24 protein-coding genes are annotated in these 24350 nt (G+C 74.8%); 16 read left to right on the top strand and 8 right to left on the bottom strand.

What is annotated here, in order from left to right; all coding sequences use genetic code 11:
• A complete protein-coding gene (locus tag AB4Y76_RS12055) occupies positions 1 to 900 on the bottom strand; it encodes a helix-turn-helix domain-containing protein (protein WP_441925517.1) in 900 nt (299 codons plus the stop codon).
• 223 nt (positions 901 to 1123) lie between these two features.
• Here AB4Y76_RS12055 and AB4Y76_RS12050 point away from each other — a divergent pair, with 223 nt between their 5' ends.
• The 12 genes from AB4Y76_RS12050 (at position 1124) to AB4Y76_RS11995 (ending at position 13951) form a co-directional block, all read left to right on the top strand.
• Positions 1124 to 1642, top strand: a complete 519-nt coding sequence (locus AB4Y76_RS12050; RefSeq protein ID WP_441925515.1) for a hypothetical protein — start codon at positions 1124 to 1126, stop codon at positions 1640 to 1642.
• Between the two features lies 1 nt (position 1643).
• Positions 1644 to 3086 (top strand): sigma-70 family RNA polymerase sigma factor, encoded by a 1443-nt coding sequence (locus AB4Y76_RS12045; protein WP_441925513.1) that lies wholly within the window; start codon positions 1644 to 1646, stop codon positions 3084 to 3086.
• Positions 3087 to 3158: 72 nt separating this feature from the next.
• Positions 3159 to 4793, top strand: a complete 1635-nt coding sequence (locus AB4Y76_RS12040; protein WP_441925511.1) for an outer membrane protein assembly factor BamB family protein — start codon at positions 3159 to 3161, stop codon at positions 4791 to 4793.
• Positions 4790 to 6226: an exopolysaccharide biosynthesis polyprenyl glycosylphosphotransferase gene (locus AB4Y76_RS12035; RefSeq protein ID WP_441925509.1), complete on the top strand. Its 1437-nt coding sequence runs from the start codon at positions 4790 to 4792 to the stop codon at positions 6224 to 6226. The genes AB4Y76_RS12040 and AB4Y76_RS12035 overlap by 4 nt, the downstream gene beginning before the upstream one ends.
• On the top strand, positions 6213 to 6683 hold the full coding sequence (locus AB4Y76_RS12030) for a UDP-N-acetylglucosamine--LPS N-acetylglucosamine transferase (protein ID WP_441925507.1): 471 nt from the start codon (positions 6213 to 6215) through the stop codon (positions 6681 to 6683). The genes AB4Y76_RS12035 and AB4Y76_RS12030 overlap by 14 nt, the downstream gene beginning before the upstream one ends.
• On the top strand, positions 6680 to 7273 hold the full coding sequence (locus AB4Y76_RS12025) for a glycosyltransferase (protein ID WP_441925505.1): 594 nt from the start codon (positions 6680 to 6682) through the stop codon (positions 7271 to 7273). Before AB4Y76_RS12030 ends, AB4Y76_RS12025 begins: the two co-directional genes overlap by 4 nt.
• Positions 7270 to 8526 (top strand): O-antigen ligase family protein, encoded by a 1257-nt coding sequence (locus AB4Y76_RS12020; protein ID WP_441925503.1) that lies wholly within the window; start codon positions 7270 to 7272, stop codon positions 8524 to 8526. Before AB4Y76_RS12025 ends, AB4Y76_RS12020 begins: the two co-directional genes overlap by 4 nt.
• Positions 8523 to 9287: a hypothetical protein gene (locus AB4Y76_RS12015; protein ID WP_441925501.1), complete on the top strand. Its 765-nt coding sequence runs from the start codon at positions 8523 to 8525 to the stop codon at positions 9285 to 9287. Before AB4Y76_RS12020 ends, AB4Y76_RS12015 begins: the two co-directional genes overlap by 4 nt.
• A complete protein-coding gene (locus AB4Y76_RS12010; RefSeq protein ID WP_441925499.1) occupies positions 9284 to 10210 on the top strand; it encodes a glycosyltransferase family A protein in 927 nt (308 codons plus the stop codon). The genes AB4Y76_RS12015 and AB4Y76_RS12010 overlap by 4 nt, the downstream gene beginning before the upstream one ends.
• A gap of 100 nt (positions 10211 to 10310) precedes the next feature.
• Positions 10311 to 11750 (top strand): lipopolysaccharide biosynthesis protein, encoded by a 1440-nt coding sequence (locus tag AB4Y76_RS12005; protein ID WP_441925497.1) that lies wholly within the window; start codon positions 10311 to 10313, stop codon positions 11748 to 11750.
• Positions 11747 to 12640 carry a sulfotransferase gene (locus AB4Y76_RS12000; protein ID WP_441925495.1) on the top strand — a complete coding sequence of 298 codons (894 nt, stop codon included), beginning with the start codon at positions 11747 to 11749 and terminating at the stop codon, positions 12638 to 12640. The genes AB4Y76_RS12005 and AB4Y76_RS12000 overlap by 4 nt, the downstream gene beginning before the upstream one ends.
• A gap of 24 nt (positions 12641 to 12664) precedes the next feature.
• Positions 12665 to 13951 carry a hypothetical protein gene (locus AB4Y76_RS11995; protein WP_441925494.1) on the top strand — a complete coding sequence of 429 codons (1287 nt, stop codon included), beginning with the start codon at positions 12665 to 12667 and terminating at the stop codon, positions 13949 to 13951.
• Here the strand turns inward: AB4Y76_RS11995 and AB4Y76_RS11990 are convergent.
• The gene (locus AB4Y76_RS11990; RefSeq protein WP_441925492.1) at positions 13933 to 14796 is read right to left on the bottom strand and encodes a glycoside hydrolase family 16 protein; all 864 of its coding nucleotides are present in this window, start codon (positions 14794 to 14796) and stop codon (positions 13933 to 13935) included. The genes AB4Y76_RS11995 and AB4Y76_RS11990 overlap by 19 nt on opposite strands.
• Positions 14793 to 15086 (bottom strand): hypothetical protein, encoded by a 294-nt coding sequence (locus tag AB4Y76_RS11985; protein WP_441925490.1) that lies wholly within the window; start codon positions 15084 to 15086, stop codon positions 14793 to 14795. Before AB4Y76_RS11985 ends, AB4Y76_RS11990 begins: the two co-directional genes overlap by 4 nt.
• A gap of 236 nt (positions 15087 to 15322) precedes the next feature.
• On the opposite strand from AB4Y76_RS11985, the gene AB4Y76_RS11980 reads away from it, so the two are divergent.
• A complete protein-coding gene (locus AB4Y76_RS11980; protein ID WP_441925488.1) occupies positions 15323 to 16948 on the top strand; it encodes a sigma-70 family RNA polymerase sigma factor in 1626 nt (541 codons plus the stop codon).
• On the opposite strand, the gene AB4Y76_RS11975 is transcribed toward AB4Y76_RS11980, so the two are convergent.
• Entirely contained in the window at positions 16854 to 17138 is a 285-nt protein-coding gene (locus AB4Y76_RS11975) for a hypothetical protein (RefSeq protein WP_441925486.1), read from the bottom strand. The genes AB4Y76_RS11980 and AB4Y76_RS11975 overlap by 95 nt on opposite strands.
• 133 nt (positions 17139 to 17271) lie before the next feature.
• Between AB4Y76_RS11975 and AB4Y76_RS11970 the strand changes: the two genes are divergently transcribed.
• Together AB4Y76_RS11970 and AB4Y76_RS11965 are read left to right on the top strand one after the other, a co-directional pair.
• Positions 17272 to 18573 (top strand): sensor histidine kinase, encoded by a 1302-nt coding sequence (locus AB4Y76_RS11970; RefSeq protein WP_441925484.1) that lies wholly within the window; start codon positions 17272 to 17274, stop codon positions 18571 to 18573.
• The gene (locus tag AB4Y76_RS11965) at positions 18570 to 19259 is read left to right on the top strand and encodes a response regulator transcription factor (protein WP_441925482.1); all 690 of its coding nucleotides are present in this window, start codon (positions 18570 to 18572) and stop codon (positions 19257 to 19259) included. The genes AB4Y76_RS11970 and AB4Y76_RS11965 overlap by 4 nt, the downstream gene beginning before the upstream one ends.
• Positions 19260 to 19292: 33 nt before the next feature.
• On the opposite strand, the gene AB4Y76_RS11960 is transcribed toward AB4Y76_RS11965, so the two are convergent.
• Together AB4Y76_RS11960 and AB4Y76_RS11955 are read right to left on the bottom strand one after the other, a co-directional pair.
• Positions 19293 to 20840 (bottom strand): FAD-dependent oxidoreductase, encoded by a 1548-nt coding sequence (locus AB4Y76_RS11960; RefSeq protein ID WP_441925480.1) that lies wholly within the window; start codon positions 20838 to 20840, stop codon positions 19293 to 19295.
• Positions 20837 to 21424: a TetR/AcrR family transcriptional regulator gene (locus AB4Y76_RS11955; protein ID WP_441925478.1), complete on the bottom strand. Its 588-nt coding sequence runs from the start codon at positions 21422 to 21424 to the stop codon at positions 20837 to 20839. The genes AB4Y76_RS11960 and AB4Y76_RS11955 overlap by 4 nt, the downstream gene beginning before the upstream one ends.
• A gap of 17 nt (positions 21425 to 21441) precedes the next feature.
• On the opposite strand from AB4Y76_RS11955, the gene AB4Y76_RS11950 reads away from it, so the two are divergent.
• Complete coding sequence (locus AB4Y76_RS11950) at positions 21442 to 23058, top strand: FAD-binding oxidoreductase (RefSeq protein WP_441925476.1); 1617 nt, start codon at positions 21442 to 21444, stop codon at positions 23056 to 23058.
• A gap of 15 nt (positions 23059 to 23073) precedes the next feature.
• On the opposite strand, the gene AB4Y76_RS11945 is transcribed toward AB4Y76_RS11950, so the two are convergent.
• On the bottom strand, positions 23074 to 23748 hold the full coding sequence (locus tag AB4Y76_RS11945; protein WP_441925474.1) for a pirin family protein: 675 nt from the start codon (positions 23746 to 23748) through the stop codon (positions 23074 to 23076).
• Complete coding sequence (locus AB4Y76_RS11940; RefSeq protein ID WP_441925472.1) at positions 23745 to 24317, bottom strand: 2'-5' RNA ligase family protein; 573 nt, start codon at positions 24315 to 24317, stop codon at positions 23745 to 23747. Before AB4Y76_RS11940 ends, AB4Y76_RS11945 begins: the two co-directional genes overlap by 4 nt.
• Positions 24318 to 24350 lie beyond the last annotated feature (33 nt).

Genomic DNA, 24350 nt, shown 5'->3' with positions numbered 1-24350 from the left:
TCAGACGACGACGGCGGCCGGCCGGGCGGACAGCCGGAACTCGGCCGGCGACTGACCGGTCCGGCGGCGGAAGAACCGGGAGAAGTTGGCCGGGTCGTCGAACCCGAGCGCGAACGCGACGCCGGCGACCGGCCTGTCGTCGTGGACCAGCAGCCGGCGGGCCTCCAGGACCACCCGGTCGTCGATGAACTCCTTGGGCGAGGTACCGGTGTACTGGTTCACCAGGCGGGTCAGCGTCTTCGACGAGTAGCCGAGCAGATCGGCGTACTCCTGGATCCGGTGGTAGCGGGTGAAGTTCTCGTCGACGGCGTTGCGGAACCGCTCGAACAGAGCGTCGCCCGGTGGCGGGTCGGCGCCGGGTCCGGAGGCGACCAGCCCGAGGACCAGGGACCGGAGCACGTAGGCGGCGAGCAGGCCGTCCACGCTCTGGGTGGGCGCGGGGCCGGACCCCTGGAAGTGGCAGACCTGGTTGATCGCGGCCGAGATCGCCGTCCCCGGGCGGGCCGCCCCGGCCCACAGGTTGCCGCTCCGGGCGGTGATGTCGCGCAGCGTCGCGGTCACGTCGCTGCCGAGGGTGTGGTCCACGAACAGGATCGCGGTGCCCTCGATGTCCTCCAGCGAGCCCCAGCGCTGCACCTGGCCGGCGCGGACCCAGAGGACGTCGTACGGGGCGAGGTCGTAGCTGCGGAAGTCGACCATGTGCCGGATCCGTCCGGACTCGACGCGCAGCAGCAGGTGGAAGTCGGGCATCTGGATCGCGTCGCGCTCGAGCGGGCACATCCGCTCGCGGATCCGCTTCAGCGTGGTGACCTCGACGCCGCCGACGGCGTGGGCAGGTGGATCGAATCGCACCTTCTTGAACGGCACCGTCTCCACCTCCTTGTCCTCCGTGAGCGGCACCCGAGAAGTGAGACGAACCTAAGAAATCCGGTACCGGAATGCACTACGCGTTCGCGTAGTCGCCCACGTAGTCCGGGCGAAGTCGCGTAAACCCCGGGTGCCGTACGACGTCTAGTCGTGCTCGTGGGACCAACGGGGCCGGTGGGGTGAGCGCCAAAAACTCTGGACCGGCCCGTAACAGACCCGGTCCAGGTTGCGTCTTTTGCTCGTGAGTCGGACTCGGGTGACCCGGACCGACCACCGCAACACCAACGACAACGGAGTGAAGATGACGCTGAACCTGCTCGCCCACCCTCGGTCCCGCCGGACGAACCGGCTGCTCGCCGGCGCGTGCCTCCTGGCGATCGGCGTCTCCGCCACCGCCTGCGGCGGGTCCGACCGGGCCGCCCAGGACCCGAAGGCGCGTCCGTCGGCCGCTTCGACGGTCCCGAGCGGCGACAACGGCAACCTCGCGAACCCGGTGGGCGCGATCCGGTCGCTGAGCAGGACCTCCTGCAAGGCCGCCGCCGACGGCACCTGGGCGGCGTCGGGCGAGCTCACGAACTCGACCGCCGACGCGGCCACCTACCTGGTGACGTTCAGCGTCGTGAAGACGAAGACGTCCGAGGTCCTGGCCAGCAGGACCCTGACCCGGGACCTGAAGCCGGGCGCCAGCACCGCGATCGAGGTCAAGGACCTCTACACCTCGGACGCGAAGGGCCTGTCCTGCGTGCCCCGCGTGGTCGCCGGGAGCGAGAAGTAGCGTGCCCGACCGCAGTGACCTCGAGCTGATCGAGGCGGTGCGCGAAGGCGATCTCGAGGCGGCCGGAGAGCTCCACACCCGGCACTTCTCCGCCGCCGTCGCCTACGCGACGCAGTTCGCCGACCACGCCCGCGCACAGGACCTCGCCTCCGAGGCGTTCACCAAGCTGCTCGCCCAGCTCGGGGAGGGCCGGGGACCGGAGACGGCGTTCCGCTCGTACCTGTTCACCACGATCCGCAACCTCAACATCGACCTGCACCGCCGGAGCCGGGAGACACCGACCCCGGACTTCGCCGGCAGCAGCCTGGACGAGGCCGTCGGGGACGGAACCGACGACCGCGCCGAGGCGCAGACCGTACTGCAGGCGTTCAGCTCGTTGCCGGAGCGCTGGCGCGCGGTGCTGTGGCACACGGCGGTCGAGGGCGACTCGCTGGAGGTGGTCGCGGAGAAGCTCGGGATGAACCCCAACTCGGTGGCGGCGCTGAGCTTCCGGGCCCGCGAGGGCCTCCGGCAGGCCTACCTGGCCCAGCACATGTCAGCCACCTGGTCGGCGGAGGCGTGCGAGCGGATCGCGCCGCAGCTCCCGCGGTTCGTCCGCGGTGGAGCGCGTCGGGACGAGGTCGCCGCCCACCTGGAGACGTGCCCGCGCTGCAGCACCGCGGTCACCGAGCTCGACATGATCAACACGAACCTCAAGGCCCTGCTCGTGCCGGCCGTGGCGGGGGCCAAGGTCGCCGGCGGGTTCGCGCCCGCGTGGTGGAGCGCCAAGGCCGCCAAGCTCGCCGCCCTCGCGGTCGCCGGGACCGCGGCGGTCGTCACCCCGTTCCTGCTCGGAGGGGGAGACCCGCCGCGCCCCGAGGTCCTGCCGCCGGTGGAGATGCCGGCGCAGCCGGTCGAGCCCACCCGCCCGCCGCTGCACCCGCGGGCCACGAGCCGGCCCAGCGCGAGCCCGTCGCCGACCCCGACGCCCGGCGTACCGACCGAGCGCCCGCGCCCGCAGCCCACCACCCCGCGCCCCGCACCGGCCGTGACGCCGCCCGCGCCGCGCGTGTACGACGTCCGCCTCGGCGCGCCGGCCCAGCAGCCGATCGGGAGCGACGGCCGGTGGCAGCACGTCGTCTTCCCGATCGACTCCGCCACCGGCGACCTCACCCTGACGCTCCGGATCGACGGCGTCACCCGCTACCAGGTGCACCGGCAGACCGAGTACGGAGACTGGGTCTGCCGCCCGGACGGGACCCCGGACTCCGCCGGCGTCACGCTCACCTGCGCGCTCGCCGAGGACGGCCCGCGCAGCCGCGACCTCGGCATCGACGTCCAGCTCGCCAGCACCCCGTTGCGGCTCAGCATCCTGGTGGTGCCGACCGACGGGAGCGACCCGAGCACGGGCGACAACGTTGCCGCGGTCACGCTCCCGGCGGAGCAAAATTCTTCAGGTCCGTAACGCGGGCCGTAAGGGCGGTGCACCCGTCTTCGTCTTCAAGGTGACCCGATCCGAAATCCTTGGAGGCGACCCGTGCTTTTCCGACGACCTCGTTCGTCCCGTTCCATCCGCCTGGCAGCAGCCCTGCTCGCCGGTGCGGCCCTGGCGGCCCCCGCCGCGCCGGCCGGCGCGTTCGACACCGGCAGCCACACCCGGTTCTCCGGGGGTGACTCGCCGATGGGACAGACCGACGGGCCGGTCCTCACGGTCCAGGTCGCCGGGGGTCACATCTTCGCCGGCGGCCGCTTCAGGTCCACCCGTCCGGCCGCCGCGGCCGCCGGCACCGGGGAGACCGGGATCGGCTACCTCGCCGCCTTCGACGCCGTCACCGGGGAGCCGTGGACCGGCTTCGCGCACGTGCTGTCCAACGACTACACGAACGGTCTGGCGACGGTGATGTCGAGCGCGCTGTCGCCGGACCGGAAGACGCTCTACGTCGGCGGTGACTTCAACCTCGTCGACGGCAAGCGCGCCGAGCACCTGGCGGCGTTCGACACCACCACCGGCGACTTCCTCGGCCAGGTGGGCGCCGGTGGCGTGAACGGCTCGGTGCGTGCGCTGGCGATCTCGCCGGACGGCCGCACGCTGTACGCGGGCGGCACCTTCACCACCGCGAACTGGCAGCCCCGAGCGCACCTCGCAGCGTTCGACCTGACCGACGGCAGCGTCACCCCCTTCACCGCGCGGCTGGGCAACCCGGTCAGCAACCAGACCCTGCGCGCCGAGTCGATCGCCGTCGCGGCCGACGGCAGCAAGGCCTTCGTCGCCGGGCCGTTCCGCACCGTCAACGGCGTCACGTCGCAGGGCTTCGCCGCCCTCGACGCGACCTCCGGCGCGCGGCTGCCGGCCTTCCGGGGCGACTACCTGTACTCGCCGACCTCGTGGGGCACGGTGGTGCGCGTCGCCGGAGGCACCGTCTACCTGGGAGGGCGTTCCGACCCGCTGCCGGGAACGACGTCCTCGCCCAACCGGACCGAGGGCGTCTACGCCATCGACGCCGCGACCGGAACACTGCGCTGGGGGACGCGCTGCTTCGGCGACACCTTCGCGATCCAGCCGGTGGGCAACGAGATCTATGTCGGGAACCACGCCCACGACTGCGAGGGTTCCGGCGGTCTCGCGGAGGCGGCGGGCGAACGCCAGTACGTCTCCGGCAGCGCGCTCAACGCGAGCAACGGCACGGTCAAGCCCTGGTTCCCGCAGGCCGACGGCATCGCCGGCGTCAACGACACCCTGCTGCACTCGCGGGCCCTGGCCACCGACGGCGACCAGCTGGTGATGGGGGGCGGTTTCACCGCCATGGACGGCCACCCGCAGGCCAACCTCGCGCGGTTCCGCCCGGGCGACGACGCCCCGTCCCGGCCGTGGGGCAGCGCCAAGCAGAGCTGCTTCCTGCTGCTCTGCGGGTCGGTCTCGGTGACGGTGCAGCCGTCCTTCGACCGCGACGACGTGAACCTCACCTACCGGCTCTTCCGCAACCACGACACGACGAGCCCGGTCGCCACGGTGACCCGGACCTCGTTGCCCTGGCCCCGCACGGCCTTCACGCTGACCGACCCCGGCAGCGGGTTGCGCTCCGGCACCCCGGTCTTCTACCGGGTCGAGGCGACCGACCCCGCCGGTCACCGGGTGATGTCCGTCGACACGAACACGATCACCTTCCGGTGAGCCTGGCACCGTCGGCCCCGACCCACCGGGCCGCGACCCGCGGCCGGCGCCGCTCCCCGGCGGAGCGCCATCCGTGGTTCGCGGTCCGTCACCGCGGCGACCGGCGCCGGGTGCCCGCTGCGGTCCCGGTGGTCGCCGCGTGCTGGGTGGCCACCGTGGTCGGAGCGACGACCGCGGTGGCCGGCGCCCGGCCCGACCTCGCCCTCGTCGCCGTCGCCTGGGCCGTGCTGGAGACCGTCTGCGTCAGCGTGGGCGACGCCGGCCGCGGCGCGCTGTCGCTCCGCCGGGTCGGTCGCCGGGTGGTCCTCCTCCTGGCCGGCCTGGCGGTGCTCGCCGCCGTCACCGGTCACGGCGCCGGGCTCGGGACGCAGGTCGCGGCGCTCGCCGCCTGTGCACTGCTGTCGGTCGGGATCCGGGTGCTGCTGCGGTCCGCGACCGTGCGCGCACGGCTGGACGTCCGCGTCTCGCGGCGCGTCGTCGTGGTCGCCTCGTCACTTCCGTCGGCGACCGAGCTGGACGAACGGCTCGCGCGCAGCGGCGCCGATGTCGTCGGGTTCGTCGCTCCGTGGTCCGAGGCGTCCTGGTCGGCGGCCGGGGCCGGGGGCCAGGACGAGCTCGTCGACCTGGTGGTCCGGGCCGGCGCCGACCTGGTGGTCGCCCACCCGGGGATCGCGCACGTCGTCGACCTCGAACGGATGACCTGGGCGCTGGAGGACGTCGGCGTCCGGCTCGCCCTCGCCCCGGTGCCCGGCATGGCCGCGCACCGGATCACGCCGACCCAGGTGGGCTCGGCCACCGCGGTCGACATCATGCCGAGCCGACCCCGGGCCGTCGTCCGCCTGTCCCGCCGCGTGACCGATCTGGCGGTCGCCGCCGTGCTGCTCGTGCTGCTCGCGCCGGTGCTGCTGCTGATCGGCGTGCTCGTCCGGCTCGACTCGCCCGGACCGGCCCTCTTCCGCCAGCAACGGGTCAAGGCGCCCGGCGCGTGCTTCACGATGCTCAAGTTCCGGACGATGCGCACCGACGCCGAGAAGGTCCTCGACGGGCTCCGGGCGGCGAACGTGCACGGCCACGGCGTGCTCTTCAAGCTCCAGGACGACCCGCGTGTCACCCGGGTCGGCCGGGTGCTGCGCCGGACCAGCCTCGACGAGCTCCCCCAGCTGCTCAACGTGCTGCGCGGCGACATGTCCCTGGTCGGGCCGCGGCCGGCCCTGCCCAGCGAGGTGGCCCGGTACGACGACCGTGCCGCCCGGCGCCTGCGCGCGAAGCCGGGCCTCACCGGGCTCTGGCAGGTGAGCGGGCGCTCCGACCTGACCTGGCAGGAGTCCGTCGACGTCGACGTCGACTACGTCGACAACTGGTCCCCGGTGCGCGACCTGCGCATCCTGCTCCGCACGATCAAGGTGGTGCTCTCCCGCAATGGCGCGTACTGACAGCCAGGTCGACGTCGTCCTCGTCACCAGCCAGGGCGGCCACCTGACGCACCTGCTCGCACTCGAGCCGTGGTGGTCGCGGCGGACCCGCACCTGGGTCTGCCCGGACACCGAGGACGTCCGCGACCGCCTCGGCGACGAGACCCGGGTGACCAGCTTCGGCCCGACGACCCGGCACCTGCCGAACCTGCTCCGGAACCTCCGCCTGGCCGTGACCACCCTGCGGCGGTGCCGGCCGCGGGTGCTGGTGAGCACGGGAGCCGGGCTCGCGGTGCCGTTCTTCGTTGTGGCCTGGTGGCTGCGGATCCCGACCGTGTTCATCGAGGTCTACGACCGGGTGGACTCACCGACGTTGACCGGGCGGCTCTGCCGGCCGTTCACGAGCCGGCGGGTGGTGCAGTGGGACGCCCAGCTCGACCACTACCCGGACGCCGCGCTCGTGGGGACGTTCCTGTGACCGGCCGGCCGCCGGCGCTCCGGCTGGTCGCCTCGGTCGGGACCGACCACCATCCGTTCGACCGGCTCGTGGGGTGGCTCGACGAGATCGCCCGGGACGGTCTGGGCGGGCGGCGTACCGAGGTCTGGGTGCAGTTCGGAAGCTCCCGCCCGCCGGTGCGCGCCGGCGGCGCCGCCTTCGTGGCGCACGCCGAGCTCGTCGACCGGCTCCGCGAGGCCGACCTCGTCGTCGTGCACGGCGGGCCGAGCACGATCCTCGACGCCCTCCGTGCCGGACACCGGCCCGTGTGCGTGCCGCGGGACCCGGGCCGCGGCGAGCACGTGGACGACCACCAGGTCCGGTTCGCCGACTTCCTCCGCGCCCGCGACGTCGTCGACGTGGTCCACGACCGCGAGGCGCTGCTCGCCGCCCTCGGACGGGACGCGGTCCGGGACCCGCGGCCGGCGACCGAGGAGGGGGACCTCCGCACCGCGGCCGCGGTCGCCCGGGTCGCCCGGGTCGCCGAGGAGCTGGCCGCGGCGCCGCCGCGTCGGCGTGCCTCCCTCCGGACGGCGGCCCTCTCGGCGCGACCCCGGCGGAGGCGCCGATGAGGAGCGCGGCCGACCAGCCGGTCCGCGCGCTGGCCCTGCTCGTCCTGGCCTACCCGTGCGCCTGGTTGCTGGGCGTCCAGTGGCTGCTGTGGCCGGTGTGCGGGCTCGCGGCCGCCGGCTGGCTGCTCGCCAACCGGGGGCGGATCCGTCTCGGCCCGGTGCACCTGGCGTGGCTGGTCCTGCTCGCCTGGATCGTGCTGTCGGGAACGATGCTGACCGACGGCAGGTACGCGGCGGCCTGGGGCTACCGGCTGCTCATGGACGCGTCGGTCCTGCTGGTGGTGCTCGCCGTGCACACCGCGCTCCGGGCGGGTGCGCGGACGCAGCCGGTCGTCGACGCACTGTGCCTGCTCTGGGCGGCCAGCGTGCTCCTCGGCACCCTCGGTGTGCTGCTGCCCGGGCTGAGCCTGGTCAGCCCCGCCGAGCGCCTGCTGCCCGAGGGGCTCGGCCAGATCCCGTTCCTGCGGGCCCTCACGCACCCGGCGCTCAGCGAGCTCGACGACCTCTACGGGGTGCCGCGGCCCTCAGCGCTCTACCCGTACACCAACGACTGGGGCGCCGCGGTCAGCATCCTCACCCCGGTCGCCGTGTACGCCGCGATCACCGCGAGGACCGCCGCGCGGCGCGCCCTCCTCGTCTGCACGCTTCTGCTCTCGCTCGTCCCCGTCGTGGTCTCGGTGAACCGGGGCTGCTGGCTCAGCCTGGTGCTCGCCGCCGTCGTCGTCGTGGCCCGGCAGACTCTCGCCGGCCGGGCCGGAGCCTTCCTCGTGGTCGGCGCCCTGGCGGCGACGGTGGCCGGGCTGCTCCTGCTGACCCCGCTCGGTGCCGTCGTCTCCGACCGCCTCGCGGTCAGCAACACCCACACCCGCTCGAACCTGTACGCCGCCTCCTGGCAGCTGGCGCGGGCGTCCCCGGTCTTCGGCTACGGAGCACCGCAGTCCTCGGCCGGGCTCGACGACAGCAACGACGTCTCGATCGGCACCCACGGCCAGCTGTGGACCGTGCTGGTGTCCCAGGGAATCGTCGGCGCCGCGCTCTACCTGGCCGCGCTGCTGGTCACCGTGCTGCGGTCCTGGCCGCCCGCGCGCAGTCCCGCCGTGTGGCTGCACGTCACCGGGCCGGTGCTGCTGCTGCAGAGCGTCTTCTACGACGCGCTGCCGGTCCCGCTCTGCGTCTTCCTGCTCTGCGCGTCCGTGGCCCGCACCAGGACCGACCGACCTGTCCCGTCCCTCTCGAAAGGCACCGCCGCATGACCGAGTCCCTCCCGCCCGTCCGGCCACCGGCCGGCTTCCTCGTCGCCGTCCGGGGCCGGTGGCTGATCGCCGTCGCGGGCCTCCTCGCCGGCCTCGTCGCCGGTGTCGGCTGGGCGGCGTACACGTCGCCGTCGTACCGGGCCGCGACCCTGGTCCAGCTCGGGTCGGGCCTGGTCGACGGCACGACGGCGCCCGCGCCTGCCGACGGCCCGTCGGCGGCCCTGGTCGCGACGAGCGGTCCGGTGGTCGCGCGCGTCGCTCGGCGACTGGATCTGCCCGCCGCCGCCGTGACCGAACGGCTCGCGGTCGTGAACCCGACCGGCACCGACCTGCTCCGGGTGACCTTCACCGGGCCGTCGGCGAAGGCCGCCGCGGCCGGTGCCGCCGCGGTCGCGGACGCGGTTCTCGAGCAGCGCCGGCTCGGGCCGGCCGCGGACCAGGACGCCGAGGTGGCGCGCTTGACCGACCTGCTGGCCCGGACCCGAGCGATGGCCCACGGCGCCCCGAAACCAGCCCGGGCCTCGACGGACCAGGTCCTCGACCTCGAGCAGCAGCTGCGCAGCGTCCAGGGGGCGCGGCTCGACCCCGGCCGGGTGGTGGCCCTGCCTGAGCCTCCGTCGCGCACCGGGGTCCCGCCCGCTGCCGGCGTGGTCGCCGCGTCGCTCGCCGGCCTGCTCCTCGGGTGCGTCCTCGCCTACCTGCTGGAGTGCGGCGCACCGCGCGTCCAGCGCGGCGCCGAGCCTGGGCGGAAGCGCCGATGACCGCGGGCCCGCCGTTGACGGTCGTCATCCCGACGCGCGACCGGCTGGACCTGCTGCGCCGCGCCGTGGACTCGGTCTGGGACCAGGACTACACCGGGGACCTGCACCTCGTCGTCGTCTTCGACAGCGACCTCCCCGACGAGCCCGACCTGCCGGCGCCGCGGCACCCGGAGCGGCAGCGCCTGTCGGTGCTGCGCAACGCCGGTACGCCCGGATCGTCGGGGGTCCGCAACTACGCCTTCGGGCTGGTGGAGACGGCGTGGTTCGCGACCTGCGACGACGACGACGTCTGGTTGCCGCACCGGCTCTCCAGCCAGGTCGCGGCCCTCGCGCGTCCCGGTGAGACCCCGGTCGCGATCGGCGCGGGCCTGCGCATCGTCCGTCGCGGCGCCTACACGGTGCGGCGTCCGCCGCTGACGGAGGTGACCTTCGCCGACCTCCTCGCGGACCGGGTGATGGAGCTGCACCCGTCCGTGCTGCTGCTGAACCGCGACGCCGTGGCCGCCGCGGGGTGCTGGGACGAGCGGATCCCGGGGAGCCAGGGGGAGGACTACGACCTGCTGCTGCGGCTGAGCCGGCGTGGCCGGGTCGTCCTCGTCGACGAGGTGGTCGCCGACATCTCCTGGGAGGGACAGTCGTTCTTCTTCGGGCGCTGGCGGATGACCGCGGACGCCCTCCGCTACCTGCTCGCGAAGTACCCCGAGTTCGCCGCGTCACCGCGCGGCCGGGCCCGGGTGCTCGGCCAGATCGGGTTCGCCGAGGCGGCCTGCGGGCGGCGTCGTACGGCGTTGCGCGCGGTGCGCGCCGCCTTCGCCGACAACCCGCGGGAGCCCCGGATCGCGCTGACCCTCGCCGTGGTGCTCGGGCTGGCCCGCGCGTCCTGGATCCAGGGGGTGCTGCACGCGCGTGGTCGAGGCATCTGAGACCGACCGGGAATCGGCCCGGGAATCGGCCCGGGAATCGGCCCGGGAATCGGCCCGGGAATCGGCCCGGGCTTCGGCACTGCGCTCGGGCGTCGGCGGGATGGCCGGGGCGGCGTACGCGGGGGCCGCGGGGTTCGGGCTGTACGTCGTCGTCGGCCGGCTGTACGGCGCGCACGTGGCCGGACTCTTCGTCGAGGGCGTCGCCGTCTTCACCCTGGTGCTCGGCTGCGCGGTCGCCGGCGCCGACACCGCGATGATCCGCGCCACCGCCCAGCGACTCGCTCTCGGCAGGGCCGACGAGCTCCCGGTGCTGCTGCGGGCGACCGCGCCGGTGCTCCTCGCCACCGGGACCGTCGCGGCCGGGGGACTCTGGCTGGCCGCGCCGCGGTTGGCGCACCATCTTGCGCCGACCGATCCCGGGACCGTCACCGCGCTGCGCGCCCTGGCCGCGGTCCTTGCGGTGTCGGCGTGGGGTCAGGCCTGCCTGCACGCGACCCGGGGCTACGGCTCGGTGCGGTCCTTCGTCCTGCTCCACCAGCTCTGGCTCCCGACCGCGCGCCTGCTGCTCGTCGGCGGAGCCGGGGTGCTGCTCGCGCCGGAACCCGGAGTGGTCGCGCTGGTCGTCGCCTGGGTGGCGCCGCTGCTCGTCGTCGACGTGGTGGCCGTCGTACTGGTGCTGCGCCGGGGCGGCGTACGGGTGCGGGGCGCCGCCGGGTCGACCGGCGAGGTGGCGCGGGAGTTCTGGTCGTTCAGCCTGCCGCGCGGGTTCGCCGCGCTCTTCGAGACCGGCATCGTCTGGGTCGACGTCCTCGTCGTGGGTGCGCTGATCGGCCCGGCGGCGGCGGGCGTCTACGCGGCCGCCAGCCGATTCGTCACGACGGGCACGATGGCGATGGAGGCGATGCGGCTGGCGACGGCCCCGCAGCTCGCGGCGGCGTTCGCGCGCCGCGACCCCGACCGTGCCCGGGAGATCCTGGGCTACTCGACCTCCTGGTTGGTCCTCCTCGCCTGGCCGGTCTTCCTCGTCCTGGCCGGGCACGCGTCCTGGGTGATGTCGCTGCTCGGCGACGGGTTCGGCGACGGCGCCCTGCCGCTGCGGGTGATGGCCGTGCTGATGCTCGGCTACACCGCGCTGGGCAACGTGAACGCGCTGCTGCTCATGGCCGGGCGCAGCCGGTGGACCGCGACCAACACCCTCTGCTCGCTGACCGTCAACGTAGTGCTGAACCTGCTGCTGGTACCGCGGATCGGCCTGGCCGGAGCGGCGCTCGCCTGGGGCGGGGCGCTGCTGCTCGACTCCGCGCTCTGCACCTGGCAGGCGGGGTCCGTGCTCGGGGCGCGGGTCTCGGTCTCGCCCGCGCTCCGGGCCGGCGGCGTCGCGCTGGCCGGGTGGGCCGTGCCCGGGGCGCTGGTCCTCGGGCTGGGCCTGACCGGGGCGACTGCCTTCGCGGTCCACCTGCTCGTCGCCGTCCCCCTGTACGCCGCCCTCGTCCTGCTGTTCCGCACGCGGCTCCAGCTCGCGCGAGCAGGTGCGTCGTGAACGGCGACGGCGTGCTGGCCGCGGCGGCCAAGGCGGTGCTCCCGGCGCCGGCGAAGGACCTGCTCGCCGGCGCGATCCGCACCGCCGGCACGGTGAGCGCCGACCTGCGCCCGCTCCCGGACTTCCTGATCGTCGGGGCCAAGCGCGCCGGCACGACGACGTTGTGGCGGATGCTGCTGGAGCACCCGCAGGTGATGCCGATGGTGCCGCGCGCCCAGCACCGGAAGAGCAGCGACTACTTCGTCCCGCACCACCACCGCGGGCCGCGCTGGTACGCCGGGCACTTCCCGACCGCGGCCGCGCGCCACCGGTACGCCGGCGGGGCCCGGGTCGTCTGCGGCGAGGCCAGTCCGCTCTACCTGTTCGACCCGCGGGTCCCGGCCCGGGTGCGGGCGCTGCTGCCCGGGGTGCGGGTCGTGGTGCTGCTCCGGGACCCGGTCGAGCGCGCTTTCTCCCACCACCGGGAACGGGTGCAGCAGGGCGTCGAAGGGCTCACCTTCCCGGACGCGCTGGCTGCCGAGCCGTACCGGACGTCCGGCGAGCTCGACCGGATGCGGGCCGACCCGCGCCACCCGGGCACGCTCCGCGACTGGTTCGGCTACCGGGAGCGCGGCCGCTACCTCGACCAGCTCGAGCCCTGGTACGCCGCGTTCGGAGCCGACCAGGTCCAGGTGCTGCTCAGCGAGGACCTGTACGCCGACCCGGGCTCGGTGGTCGCCCAGGTGCACGAGCACCTGGGCGTCGTCCCGCAGCGGACGGCCGCCCGGCACGAGAACCTGACCCGGTCCTCGCCGATGCCGGCCGACACCCGCGCCGAGCTGCGCGACTACTACCGGCCGCACAACGAAGCCCTGGCCGCCTTCCTCGGACGGACACCGCGGTGGCAGTGAGGTGGTGGCAGTGAGGCGGTGGCAGTGAGCAGGGCGTTGCGGGCGGCCGGCCGGGCGCTGTGGGAGGTCGGCGACCCGGAGGAGACCCGGCTTCTTCTCGGGCACGACGCCGTCCCGGCCGGGCACGCCGTCGTCGAGCGCTACCTCGCCGTGCCGAACGTGACCCACCCGCGCTACCTGCTCCCGCTGGCCGGCGGCGGTCGCGCGGCGGCCCGCACCCTGGACGACTTCAACGGGCTGCGGCCTCCGGCCGTGCGCTGGCAGCGGTCGCTGCTCGCGAGCGCACTGCGCGCCCGACTGGTGGGCGCCGGGTCGACGCGGTCGGTCCGGGTCAGCCGGTCGGGGGCCGCCCCGGGACCCTCGCTGCTCGGCGCCGTCGCCGCGGCCCTGGACGTGGCACCCGGCGACCTGATGCTCGCCGCCGGGATGCGCGCCGGTGGCGGCCACGCCAAGCAGACGGTGCTCGTCACCGACCGCAGCGGCGCCGCTCGCGCCTTCGTGAAGGTCGGGGTCGGGACGGACCTCGTCGGCCGGCTCCGCGCGGAGCACGCCGCCCTGACCCGGTTGCAGGCGTCGGACACCGCGGTCCGCTTCGTCGCACCGCTGTTCCTGGTGCCGTGGGAGGGTCGGCTGCTGCTCGGGGTGGCGCCGATGCCGGTCACGGTCGCGCGGGTCGGCCGGCGCGACTGGCCCGCCGCGCACGCGGCACTCGACCGGGTGGTGGCGCGCCTGGGTCCGCGGCGGCGCTCCTGGGCGGGATCCCGGTGGCAGCGGGACCTGCTCGCACGAGCGGGCCGGGTGGAGGGTGTTCTCGGCGAGTCGATCCGCGAAGCCGCCGCCCGGTTCGCCGACCGGGTCGGCGACCACGGCGGCGACCTCGGCTTCCGCCACGGCGACTGGTCGCCGTGGAACGTCGCCCGCACCCCCGACGGGCAGTGGTGGTCGTGGGACCTGGAGTACGCGCAGCTGAGCGCTCCCCTCGGCCTGGACCGGGCCAACTGGGCCTTCACCGTGGCGCACGGTCAACGGCACCGGTCGGTCGGCAGGGCGCTGACCTCCGCACGCCGGCTCCTGGCCCGGCACGTCGCCCGCCCCGACCTGGTGGTCGCCGGGTACGCCCTGGAGATGGCCGTCCGGCACGCCGAGTTCGATCCCGGGCTCACCGCCGCGGACGGCGCCCTCGCCGACCGACTGGTCGCGCACCTGCTCGGCCCGGGTGTCTACCGGGCCGACTACCGGGCCGACTACCGGGCCGCCTACCGGGCCGCCTACCGGGCCGCCTACCGGGCCGCCTACCGGGACCGCCGGTAGATCCGCACCCAGTCCACGGCCAGCCCGACCTGGGTGCGGCCGGCCGGCATCGTCGGGAGCGCGCCGCTGCGGTCCCGGTGCACGTGGGTCTGGAACGCGATCCACATCCGCTGCTGCGGAACCGCGCGCGGGTCGCGGAAGTCGGCGACCTGCCTGCCGTCGACCAGGACCCGCACCCGGTCGGGGTCCCAACGCAGGCTGATCACGTGCCACCGGGTGAAGTCCCCGGCCGCCTCGGCCTGCCGGACCAGGTCGCGGGCGCCGAAGTGGCTGGTCACCCGCATCCGCCGCCGGTCCGGCCACTCGGGGAACGTCTCGAAGAAGTCGATCTCGGGCGGCCAGCCGCGGTCCGGCCAGAGCAGCGCCGCCATCGAGATGCCCGGAGCCCGGTCCGCCCGGAGCCGGACGTCGACGCGGCCGTGGAGCCGGTTCGCGACCGGCCAGGTCCAGGACCCGACCCCGCCGCTGGTCCACCGGCCGTCGGCGCTCCGCCGGTTCTCCAGCAGCAGGGTGCCGTTGCTGATCCGGGCCCGGGCCGGGCGCCAGACCGTGTCGGGGCAGCAGCCCGGCTTCCCGTCGTACGGCGTCCAGCGGTGGCGGTCGAGCGGTCCGGTGAAGTTCTCGGTCGCGACCAGCGTCCACCCCCGCGGACCGGTGCCGCCGAGGTCGGGCTCCGCGGGCGGCAGGACCGTGCTCCCGGTCGCGGGGCCGGTCCCGGGGCCGGTCGGTTCCGCCGCGGACGGTGGCCGGGACGTGCGCGCGGCGGGCGGCGTACCCGGGGCGGCGCAGGCGCCGGTCAGCACGACCAGGGCGAGCAGCACCGCCGCGGCGGCTCGCGCCTTCACGCGGTCACGGGCAGCAGGGCTGCGACCGAGAACGAGATCGAGAGCTCCGCGGCGGGAGGCTCGACCGCGTTCGCCGCGTCGGCGTAGGTCAGCGCGGTGATCCCGTCGGGGAACGGTCCGGAGTAGACGACCGTCCCGGTCTCGTCGTCGCGGCAGAGCACGATGTGCGGCCGCCCCAGATCGTCCGCGGCGTCAGCGGTCAGCGCGCGGCACAGCCTCTCGTAGGCGACGACCCAGTGGGTGCCGCCCCGGGAGCGGTCCCAGAAGCGGTCCCAGTCCTCGGATTCCATCGGTTCCTCCGTCCTTCCCCCTGCTGCTGTCACCGGGTACGACGTCGGCGGAGGCCGTTCGATCACGCAGGGTCGGCGGATTTCCCGAGCTTCCTCGGGCCGGACGCGGCTCGCGGGAATTTGTTACGCGACCTGCGTAAGCGCGCGGGTCCGGCCCAGGTCTTGCAGGTAACACGGCCGGGTCCTGGATCCACCCGGCCACCGGACGAGGGCGAGATCGGGTGAGTACTCGGGGGATGGACAAGCCACGCGTTCCCAAGGACCGCGACCTGATGGCCGCGGCGAGGGCCGGCGACCGTGAGGCCGTCGGTGAGCTGTTCGCGCGCCACCGCGAGGCCGCGCGCCGGTTCGCGGCGACGCTCGCGCCCGCGTCGGCCGGCAACGAGCTCGTCTCGGAGGCGTTCACCAAGATCCTGGCCATGTTCGGCCGCGGGACCGGGCCGGACCAGTCCTTCCGGGCCTACCTGTTCGCCACCATCCGGACGATCCATCTCGACCAGGCGCGTCGTCGGAGCAACGAGGTGCTCGTCGACGACTTCACGGAGTCGCCCTTCGAACCGCTCCTCGGTGACGGCGTCGAGGCGCGGAACGAAGCCGTGGTGGTGGCGGACGCGTTCCGGTCGCTCCCGGACCGCTGGCGGACCGTCCTGTGGTTGACCGAGGTGGACGAGCTGCCGCTCGACGAGGCGGCCGCGCGTCTGGGGATGAACCGCAACTCGGTCGCCGCGCTCAGCTTCCGGGCCCGCGAGGCGTTGCGGTCGGCGTACCTGGCGCAGCACGTGGCGCTCGCCGACAACCGCACGGCGGACTGCGCCGGCGTGCTGGAGCTGGTGCCGCGCTACGTCCGCGGCTCGCTGCGGGTCAGGTCGGCGAAGCAGGTCGACGCCCACATCGACTCGTGCGCTTCCTGCGCGCTGGCCGTCGCCGAGCTGGCCGCCCTCAACAGCGACCTCCGAGCCCTGCTGGTCCCCGCCCTCCTGCTCGCCGGGCTCGTCGGACCGGGCGTCGTCGCAGGCCTGGCCGGAGCGTCGTCGACCGGTGCGGGCGGGCTCGGCGGTGCCGCTGCCGCCGGAGTCGGAGCTCTGGTCGCCACGGCGGTCGCGGCCGCCGTCGCCGTCGCCGTGGTGGTGCCCGGAGGGGAGATGCCGTCCGAGGTGCCCGCGCTCCCGTCGTCGCGCGCGGTCGCGCCGAGCCGGGCACCCGGGCCGGAGCCGGCCAGGTCGCGCCCGTCCGCGCCCCGGCCCACGCGGCCGGCCCCGAACCGGGTGGCGCCGCCGGCGCCGCCCACCAGCCCCGGGAAGACACCGAGGGCGTCGCCGTCCCCGCCGGCGTCGTCGCCGGCACCTCCGCAGCCGTCGGCCGTGCCCTCGGCCGGCTCCGGGAGCGGGACGGTCCTCCCCGGCCTGCTGGAGGCGAGGAGTCTGCCGGGTGACCCGCCCGGGCGGTACCACCTGGACCTCCCCGTCGCCGGCACCGCCCAGGGGCCGTCCGCGACGATCCGGGTCGAGGGGGCGGTCACGACGGTCGTGCACACCGAGCAGGCCTACGGGGACTGGCGCTGCGAGTCCGACGGACCGGTCCTGCACTGCCGGTTGATCGAGCACCCGGACCGGTCGCGGGCGCTCTCCTTCGACGTGACCGTCGCCGGCGTCCCGGTGGACGTCCGGGTCACGATCAGCTCGGCCGACCACGTCGCGGACCGCTCGGTGGTGCTGCCGGTCGCGGGCCCGGACGGCCCGGATCCGGCTGATCCGGGTCCGACGCAGGTCACGCCGGGACCGGCGTCCTCCGGATCAGGCGCAGCACCCCCGAGTTCCGCTCCAGCAGCCGACGTCGCTGGTCGGCGAGGGCGTCCTCGCTGAGGTGGGTGTCCAGCTGGGCGCTGACGGAGAGCTCCCAGCGGTAGCGGAGGGCGGCCAGCAGGCCGTCGCGGTCGCCGAAGAGCGCGGCGTACTCGTCGTTCCAGGGGAGCTCGCCGGACGCGCTCGCGTTGACGAGCGTCTCGATCTCCTGCATCGCCCGCCAGCGGCGGTGGGTCTCGGACCAGGTCATGCTCCGAACCTACGGAGCGGCCGGCCGTCGTCCATCGCGCGCGGGTACCCATCGCGGCTGCGACCCTGGTAGGAGCCGGTGCGCTTCCGCGGACGGATGCCGGGAGGGCCGGATCCTCCCTACCCTGGTCACCATGTACGCCCCGCGGAGCTCCTCGGTGGCCGGCCGCCTCCTGGCCGCGCCGCAGCTCCTGCGCGCCCGGATCGAGGAGAACATCGCCGACCACGGGCTGGTGTACCCGTGGTGGATCCCGGTGATCAGCGGCGTCGGCCTGACCGCCTGCGCCGTCGTGTCGCTGGAACGGCGCGACCTGCTCTGGCCGCCGGGGATGCTGCTGCTCACCGTCGGCCTGGTGACGGTGCCCGGGATCATCCAGGTGATCGTCGGGCGGCACTTCTCGCACGTGATCGAGACGCTGGGGGTCTTCGCCGCCGCCGCGATCCTGCTCGCGAACCCGGTGCCGGGGGCGGGCGCGTTCGACCCAGCGCCGGCGCTGCTCGCCCTGCTCACGGCGGAGGTCGTGGCCCGCGACGGCGTCCGCAACGGGCTCGTCACCGCGGGCGCGAGCGCGGCCCTCATCGTCTTCGCGGCCGAGCAGTACGGCCTGAACGGCGTGCCGGTGCACCTGGTGGACGTGGTCCTCGGCTTCGTCGTCGGCTACATGCTGCTCTGGCAGATGCGGGCGCTGATCGCCGAGCGCAGCGCGCGGGAGGGCGAGCGGGCCCGGGCGACCCTTGCCGAGCGCGAGCGGATCGCCCGGGAGATCCACGACCTGGTCGCGCACTCGCTCAGCGTGACGCTGCTGCAGATCACGGGCGCCCGGCACGCCCTGGGCGACATCGCGGGCGACAGCGACGGGGAGAGGGCCGACGACGTCCGGACGGCGGTCGCCGAGGTCGACGAGGCGCTCGCGGACGCCGAGCGGGTCGGCCGGCAGGCGATGGCCGACATCCGGCGGACGGTGAGCTCGCTCGCCGACGGGCCGGCCGACACGCACGCGCTGCCCGGCGCTGCCGACATCGGCGAGCTGGTCGCCCAGATGGAGCGCGCCGGGCTCTCGGTCCGGTACGACGAGGTCGGCGATCCCGCGCGGCTGGCGCAGGCGACCGGGCTCGGTGTCTACCGGATCGCCCAGGAGTCGCTGGCCAACATCGCCAAGCACGCACCGTCGGCCGCGGCCGAGGTCGCGCTGACGGTGACCTCGACGCGGGCGCGCCTGGTGGTGCGGAACCCGCGGTCCGAACGCCCGGGAGCGAGCAGGGGCACGGGTGCCGGCTCGGGGCTCGCGGGGATGCGCGCGCGGGCCGACCAGCTCGGCGCCGAGCTCGACGCCGGCCCGGACGGCGCGGACTGGCTCGTCGACCTCCGGGTCCCGCTCCGCGAGCGCGACGGCATGCTCTGGTGCCCGCGCCTGGTCCGGCGGATGGCCTGGTGAGCGCCGGGACGGGGCCGGCTGCCGAGACCCGGGTGGTGCTGGTCGACGACCAGGAGCTGGTGCGCTCGGGGTTGCGCCGGATCCTGCGTCGCCGCGACGGGTTCGAGATCGTCGCCGAGTGCGGCGACGGCGGTGAGCTCCCGGCGGCCCTCGACGCGCACCCTGACGTCGACGTCGTGGTGATGGACCTGCGGATGCGCGGCGTCGACGGGATCAGCGCGACCCGCGCGCTCGCCGACCGCCCGGACGCGCCGCCGGTGCTGGTGCTGACCACCTTCGACGACGACGAGATGCTCTCCGGGGCGCTGCGCGCGGGCGCGGCCGGGTTCCTGCTCAAGGACTCCTCGGCCGACGACCTGATCCGGGCGGTCCGGACGGTGGCCGCGGGCGACTCGTGGCTCGACCCCGCCGTCACCGGGCGGGTGCTGTCCAGCTACCGCCGGGCGCCGGCTCCGGGGACCGGGACCGTCGCCGACCACGAGGTGCTCACCGGGCGCGAGCTCGAGGTGCTCTGCGCGATGGCCGCCGGCCGCTCGAACGCCGAGATCGCCGCCGACCTGTTCATCTCCGAGCTCACCGTGAAGAGCCACATCGGCCGGATCTTCACCAAGCTCGACCTGCGCGACCGGCCCGCCGCGATCGTGTACGCCTACGACAGCGGTCTGGTGGTCCCGGGCACCCGTTGAATCAGCCCGTGTCGAACGACCACGAGGCCGGATTCAACGGGAGACGAGGGAGAGCGCGCGCTCGGCGAGCGGGACGGCGACCTCACGGTCCTCGGGGATGAGCCCGACCCGGGTACGCCGGTCCAGCAGGTCGCCCACGTCGCAGGCGCCCTCGTGGGTGACGCCGAAGACCAGCTCGGCCAGCGTCACCGGGATCGTCGCCGAGACCGGGGCGAGCGCCTCCTCCGCGGTCAGGCCGTGCTCGAGCGCGTTCGCGAGCACCAGCGCGGCCTCGGTGCCGAAGCGGCGAACCAGGCGGGCCGGAGCGTCCAGCGTCGCCAGGGCGGCGCGGTCGGCGGCACCGAGGATCGGCAGGTTCGTCGTCCGGCACGGGCCGGCGCTCATCCCGGCGTGCGCCAGGGCCCGGTCGACCGCCTCCTGCGCCATCTGCCGGTAGGTGGTCAGCTTGCCGCCGACGACCGTGACCACGCCGGTCTCCGAGACGAGGACCGCGTGCTTGCGGGACAGGTCCGCCGTCGACCCGTCGCTGTCGAGCAGGGGGCGCAGGCCGGCGTACGCGCCGACGACGTGGTCGCGGGTCAGCGGGGTCTCGAGCGCACGGCCGAGCACGTCGAGGAGGAAGTCGATGTCGGCGTCCGGTACTTCGGGGACGTCCGGGATCTCGCCGTCGACCTCGTCGTCGGTCAGGCCGACGTAGAAGGTGTCGTCGGGCTGGGGGAGCGCGAACACGAACCGGTTCGACGACCCCGGGACCGGCGCCATGATCGCGCAGCGGACGCCGGGCAGCGCGCTCTTGCGGACCACCAGGTGGGTGCCGCGGCTGGGCTTGAGGGTGATTCCGGGGACCAGGGTGCCGGCCCAGACCCCGGCGGCGCTGATCACGGTGCGGGCCTCGATCCGGCGCTCCTCGCCGGTCAGCTCGTCGCGGACCAGGGCGCCGGTGCCGGTGAGCTCGAGCACCCGGGTCCGGGTGTGCACCCGCGCCCCGTACGACGCCGCGGTGCGCGCCAGGCCGAGCACCAGCCGGGCGTCGTCCTCGAGCTGGCCGTCCCAGGAGAGGATGCCGCCGCGGACGTCGTGCCGGGTGACCGCGGCGAGCGTGCGCGTCTCGGTGGCGGAGATCCGGCGCGGCTTGGGCAGCGTCTCGCGGCTGGTGCGGGCGAGCAGCCGGAGCAGGTCGCCGGCGCCGACGCCGCGACGGGCGAGCCAGGCCTGCGGGCCGCTGACCTCCGGGGTGAGCGGGATCAGCATCGGCAGCGGGTGCACCAGGTGCGGCGCGGTCCGCTCCATCAGGATGCCGCGCTCGACGGCGCTCTCCCGGGCGACGCCGAGCTGGCCCTTGGCCAGGTAGCGCAGGCCCCCGTGGACGAGCTTCGAGCTCCACCGCGAGGTGCCCCAGGCGACGTCGAACATGTCGACCGCGACCACGTCGAGACCGCGGCTGGCGGCGTCGAGCGCGACGCCGGCGCCGGTGACGCCGAGGCCGACGACGAGGACGTCGGTGCGCTCGGGGAGGCCGGCGGTGCCGGCGGTGATCCGGGACTCGGAGCCGGCGAGCGGAGTGCTGGCGGTGTGGCTCATGGGCGCAGGTAGCTCTCCAGGAGGGCCGCGAGCTCGCGGTCGAGGTCGGCGGTGCTGGTCCGCCCGCTGGTCATGGTCTGGGCCGACAGCGTGAAGCCGTGCGCGGTGAGCACGACCGCCCTCGCCATCGTGCCGGGGTCGCCGGCGCGGACCGAACCGTCCTGCTGGCCGGCGGTGACGCCGGCGACGAGGAGGTCGAGGACGTGGTCCTGCGAGCGGCCGGTCCGCTCCAGCAGGTAGGGGAGCAGCATCTGCGGGTCGAGCTCGACGATGCGTGCGAAGAGTTCGTTGTCGCGGAGCGCGCCGACGGTGGCGACCACGCCGTCGACCAGGGCGGCGCGGGCGTCGGTGCCGGCCGGGAGGGTGACCAGGCCGTCCCACTCGCGAGTCATCAGGTCGCCGAGGAGGGCGCTCATCTCGGGCCAGCGGCGGTAGAGCGTCATCCGGCTGAGTCCGGCGCGGCGGGCGATGTCGGTCAGCGTCGTACGGGACCAGCCGACGGCGAGGATCGCCTCCCGGGCCGCGTCGAGGGCGAGGTCTTCGCTGGACCGCGCAACCTCGGGGTTGTTACGAAGTGACTTCACGTGTAACACTGTAACACATGAGCGCTCACCCCAGCCCTATCTCCGACCCGACCTCGCCCGAGATGCACTGGTCCCGCTGGGGCGACCCGGCCCACGCCGGTCCGCTCGCCGAGAGCGCCTTCGCGCTCGTCGACACCTTCATCGGCACCACCGACACACCGGCGGTCGACCCGGCCGACGTCCGCCTCAGCGAGCCGCTGGACGCCGCCCTGGTCGCCGAGCTCGCCGCGATCGTCGGCGCCGAGCACGTCCTCACCGACCACGAGACCCGGCTGCACCGCACCCGCGGCAAGTCGACGCCGGACCTGCTCAAGCTCCGCGCCGGCGACGGCAGCGACTCCCCGGACGCGGTCGTCCGGCCCGGCGACCACGACGAGGTCGAGGCGCTCATCGCGTGGGCCGTGCGGCGGCACGTGGCCGTCGTCCCCTTCGGCGGCGGCACCTCGGTCGTCGGGGGTCTCGCCGCCCGCCGCGACGGGTTCGCGGGCGTGATCAGCCTCGACCTGCTCCGCTTCGACAAGCTCGTCGAGGTCGACCGGACCTCGATGACCGCGGTCCTCGAGCCCGGGCTGCGCGGCCCGCAGGCCGAGGCGCTCCTCGCTGCCGAAGGGCTCACCCTCGGACACTTCCCGCAGTCCTTCCAGTACGCCTCGATCGGCGGCTTCGCGGTCACCCGCTCCTCGGGCCAGTCGTCCGCCGGCTACGGCCGCTTCGACGCCCTCGTCGTCGGCCTCACGGTCGCCACCCCGCAGGGCACCCTCGAGCTCGGCAGCTCGCCGTCGAACGCCGCCGGGCCCGACCTGCGCGAGCTGGTGATGGGTTCCGAGGGCGCGTTCGGTGTCGTCACCGCCGTCAGGGTCCGGGTCCGCCCGCTGCCCGAGGTGCGCAGCTACGAGGCGTGGCGCTGGGCGTCCTTCACCGAGGGAGCGGCCGCGATGCGCACGCTCGCCCAGGCCGGGATGCTGCCGACCGTGCTGCGGCTCTCCGACGAGAACGAGACCGCGATCAACCTGGCCAAGCCCAGCGAGGTCGGCAGCGAGAGTGCCGAGTCCACCTCAGGGGGCTGCCTGATGGTCACCGGCTACGAGGGAACGCCGGCGGCGGTCGAGGCGAAGCGCGCGGCCGTCACCGCGCTGCTCGCCGGGCTCGGTGGACAGAACCTCGGACCGGACAGCGGCCAGGCCTGGGCCGACGGCCGGTTCCACGGGCCCTACCTGCGCGACTCGCTGCTCGACGTCGGCGTGCTCGTCGAGACGATGGAGACCGTCACCTTCTGGTCCAACCTCGACCACGTCTACACGTCCGTGAAGGACGCCCTGGTCGGCGCGCTCGGCGAAGCGACCCTGGTGCTCTGCCACATCTCGCACGTCTACGAGACCGGCGCCTCGCTCTACTTCACCGTCGCCACCAAGGCCGCCGACGAGCCGCTGCCGCAGTGGCTCGCAGCCAAGGCCGCGGCCTCGGACGCGATGGTCCACAACGGCGCCTCGATCACCCACCACCACGCGGTCGGCCAGGACCACAAGCCGTGGCTGGCCGAGGAGATCGGCCCGGTGGGCGTGGAGATCCTGCGCGCGGTCAAGGAGCGGCTGGACCCGACCGGGGTGCTCAACCCGGGCGTGCTCATCCCCTGACCAGCGGACGACCCGTCAGCCGAAGGCCCAGACCGCCACGACGGCCTCGGAGCCGACGGTCAGTGCTCGGCCGCCCTCGTCGGTGAGCCGGGCCGCGTCGCCCGGGCAGAGCGCGCGCTCGCCCACCGCGACGTCGCCGGACACGACGAAGACGTGCAACCGGGGCGCCTCCGGCAGCACCAGCGTCCCGGGCCCGGGGGACCCGACGAAGAGGCGGGCGCCCCCGGCGCCGATGTCCACCGCACCCGCCGGGCCGACGACCTCGACCAGGTCGGGGCCCGTCCCCACGGCGGTCGACGCGAACGACGGCACCACGCCCGGCTCGTCCGGGCGCAGCCACGTCTGCAGGAACCGGGTCGGACCCGCCGACGCACTCACCTCGGCGTGCACGATCCCCGACCCGGCACTGGTGCGCAGCACCTCGCCCGGCTCCAGGACCGTCGTGCGGCCGGTCGAGTCGGTGTGCCGGAGCGCGCCGTCGAGCACCCAGGTGACGATCTCGACGTCGGCGTGCCGGTGGTCGTCGTACCCGGTGCCCGGGGGCAGGTTCTCGTCGTTGTGCGCGACCATCGCCGCGAAGCCGAGGTTCGCCGGGTCGTAGAACGATCCGAACGAGAACGAGTGCAACGTGTCCCGGCCCTCGGCCCGGGTGCGGAATCGGTCCGTCCCGCGGCGGAGCTCGACGGTCATGCCGCCGTGACCCCGAACGGCAGCGTCGCGATCACGTGCGTGTTCCCGGCCTCCACGTGCACCAGGGTGGCCTCCACGGCGTGCGCGCGTAGCGGCAGGGTGCGGTGCAGCGCGGTGCGCAGCGCCTCGGTGTCCTCGCCGTCGGGCAGCGGCACGGTCAGGTGCGGGACGATGTCGTCGAACGCGCCGCCGTACGGCGGGAACTCGGGGAACTCCCGGCGCAGCTCGGAGGTCAGGTGCCGGAAGGCCGCGGCCGGCTCCGGAGCCAGGTACGTCGCCCCGGAGGGGAACTCGCAGACCTCGGTCAGCTCGAAGGCGAACGGAACCACCTCGGCGCAGAACCGGGCGAGGTGGTGGACCACGGCGTCGTCGATCCGGTCCGGCGGGTAGAACGGCGCCAGCAGCGTCACGTGCGCGACCGTGCTGCGGTCCACCGCGACCAGGTCGGGGTGGACCTGCAGGGCGCGCTGCCGGACCAGCGACTCCGCCTCGCGCACGGGGACCACCAGGGCGCTGAACGGCAGCCCGAATTCCGGCGTCGCCGGGTGGGGGACGGTCACGGGGTCCACGACCGCACGTTAATCCCTCGACCGGCTGCCGCG

The sequence above is a fragment of the Marmoricola sp. RAF53 genome, assembly GCF_052114005.1.
Classification (GTDB): domain Bacteria; phylum Actinomycetota; class Actinomycetes; order Propionibacteriales; family Nocardioidaceae; genus Marmoricola.
The sequence above is the reverse complement of the archived record's forward strand: the minus strand, read 5'-3'. Positions and strand labels throughout refer to the sequence as shown.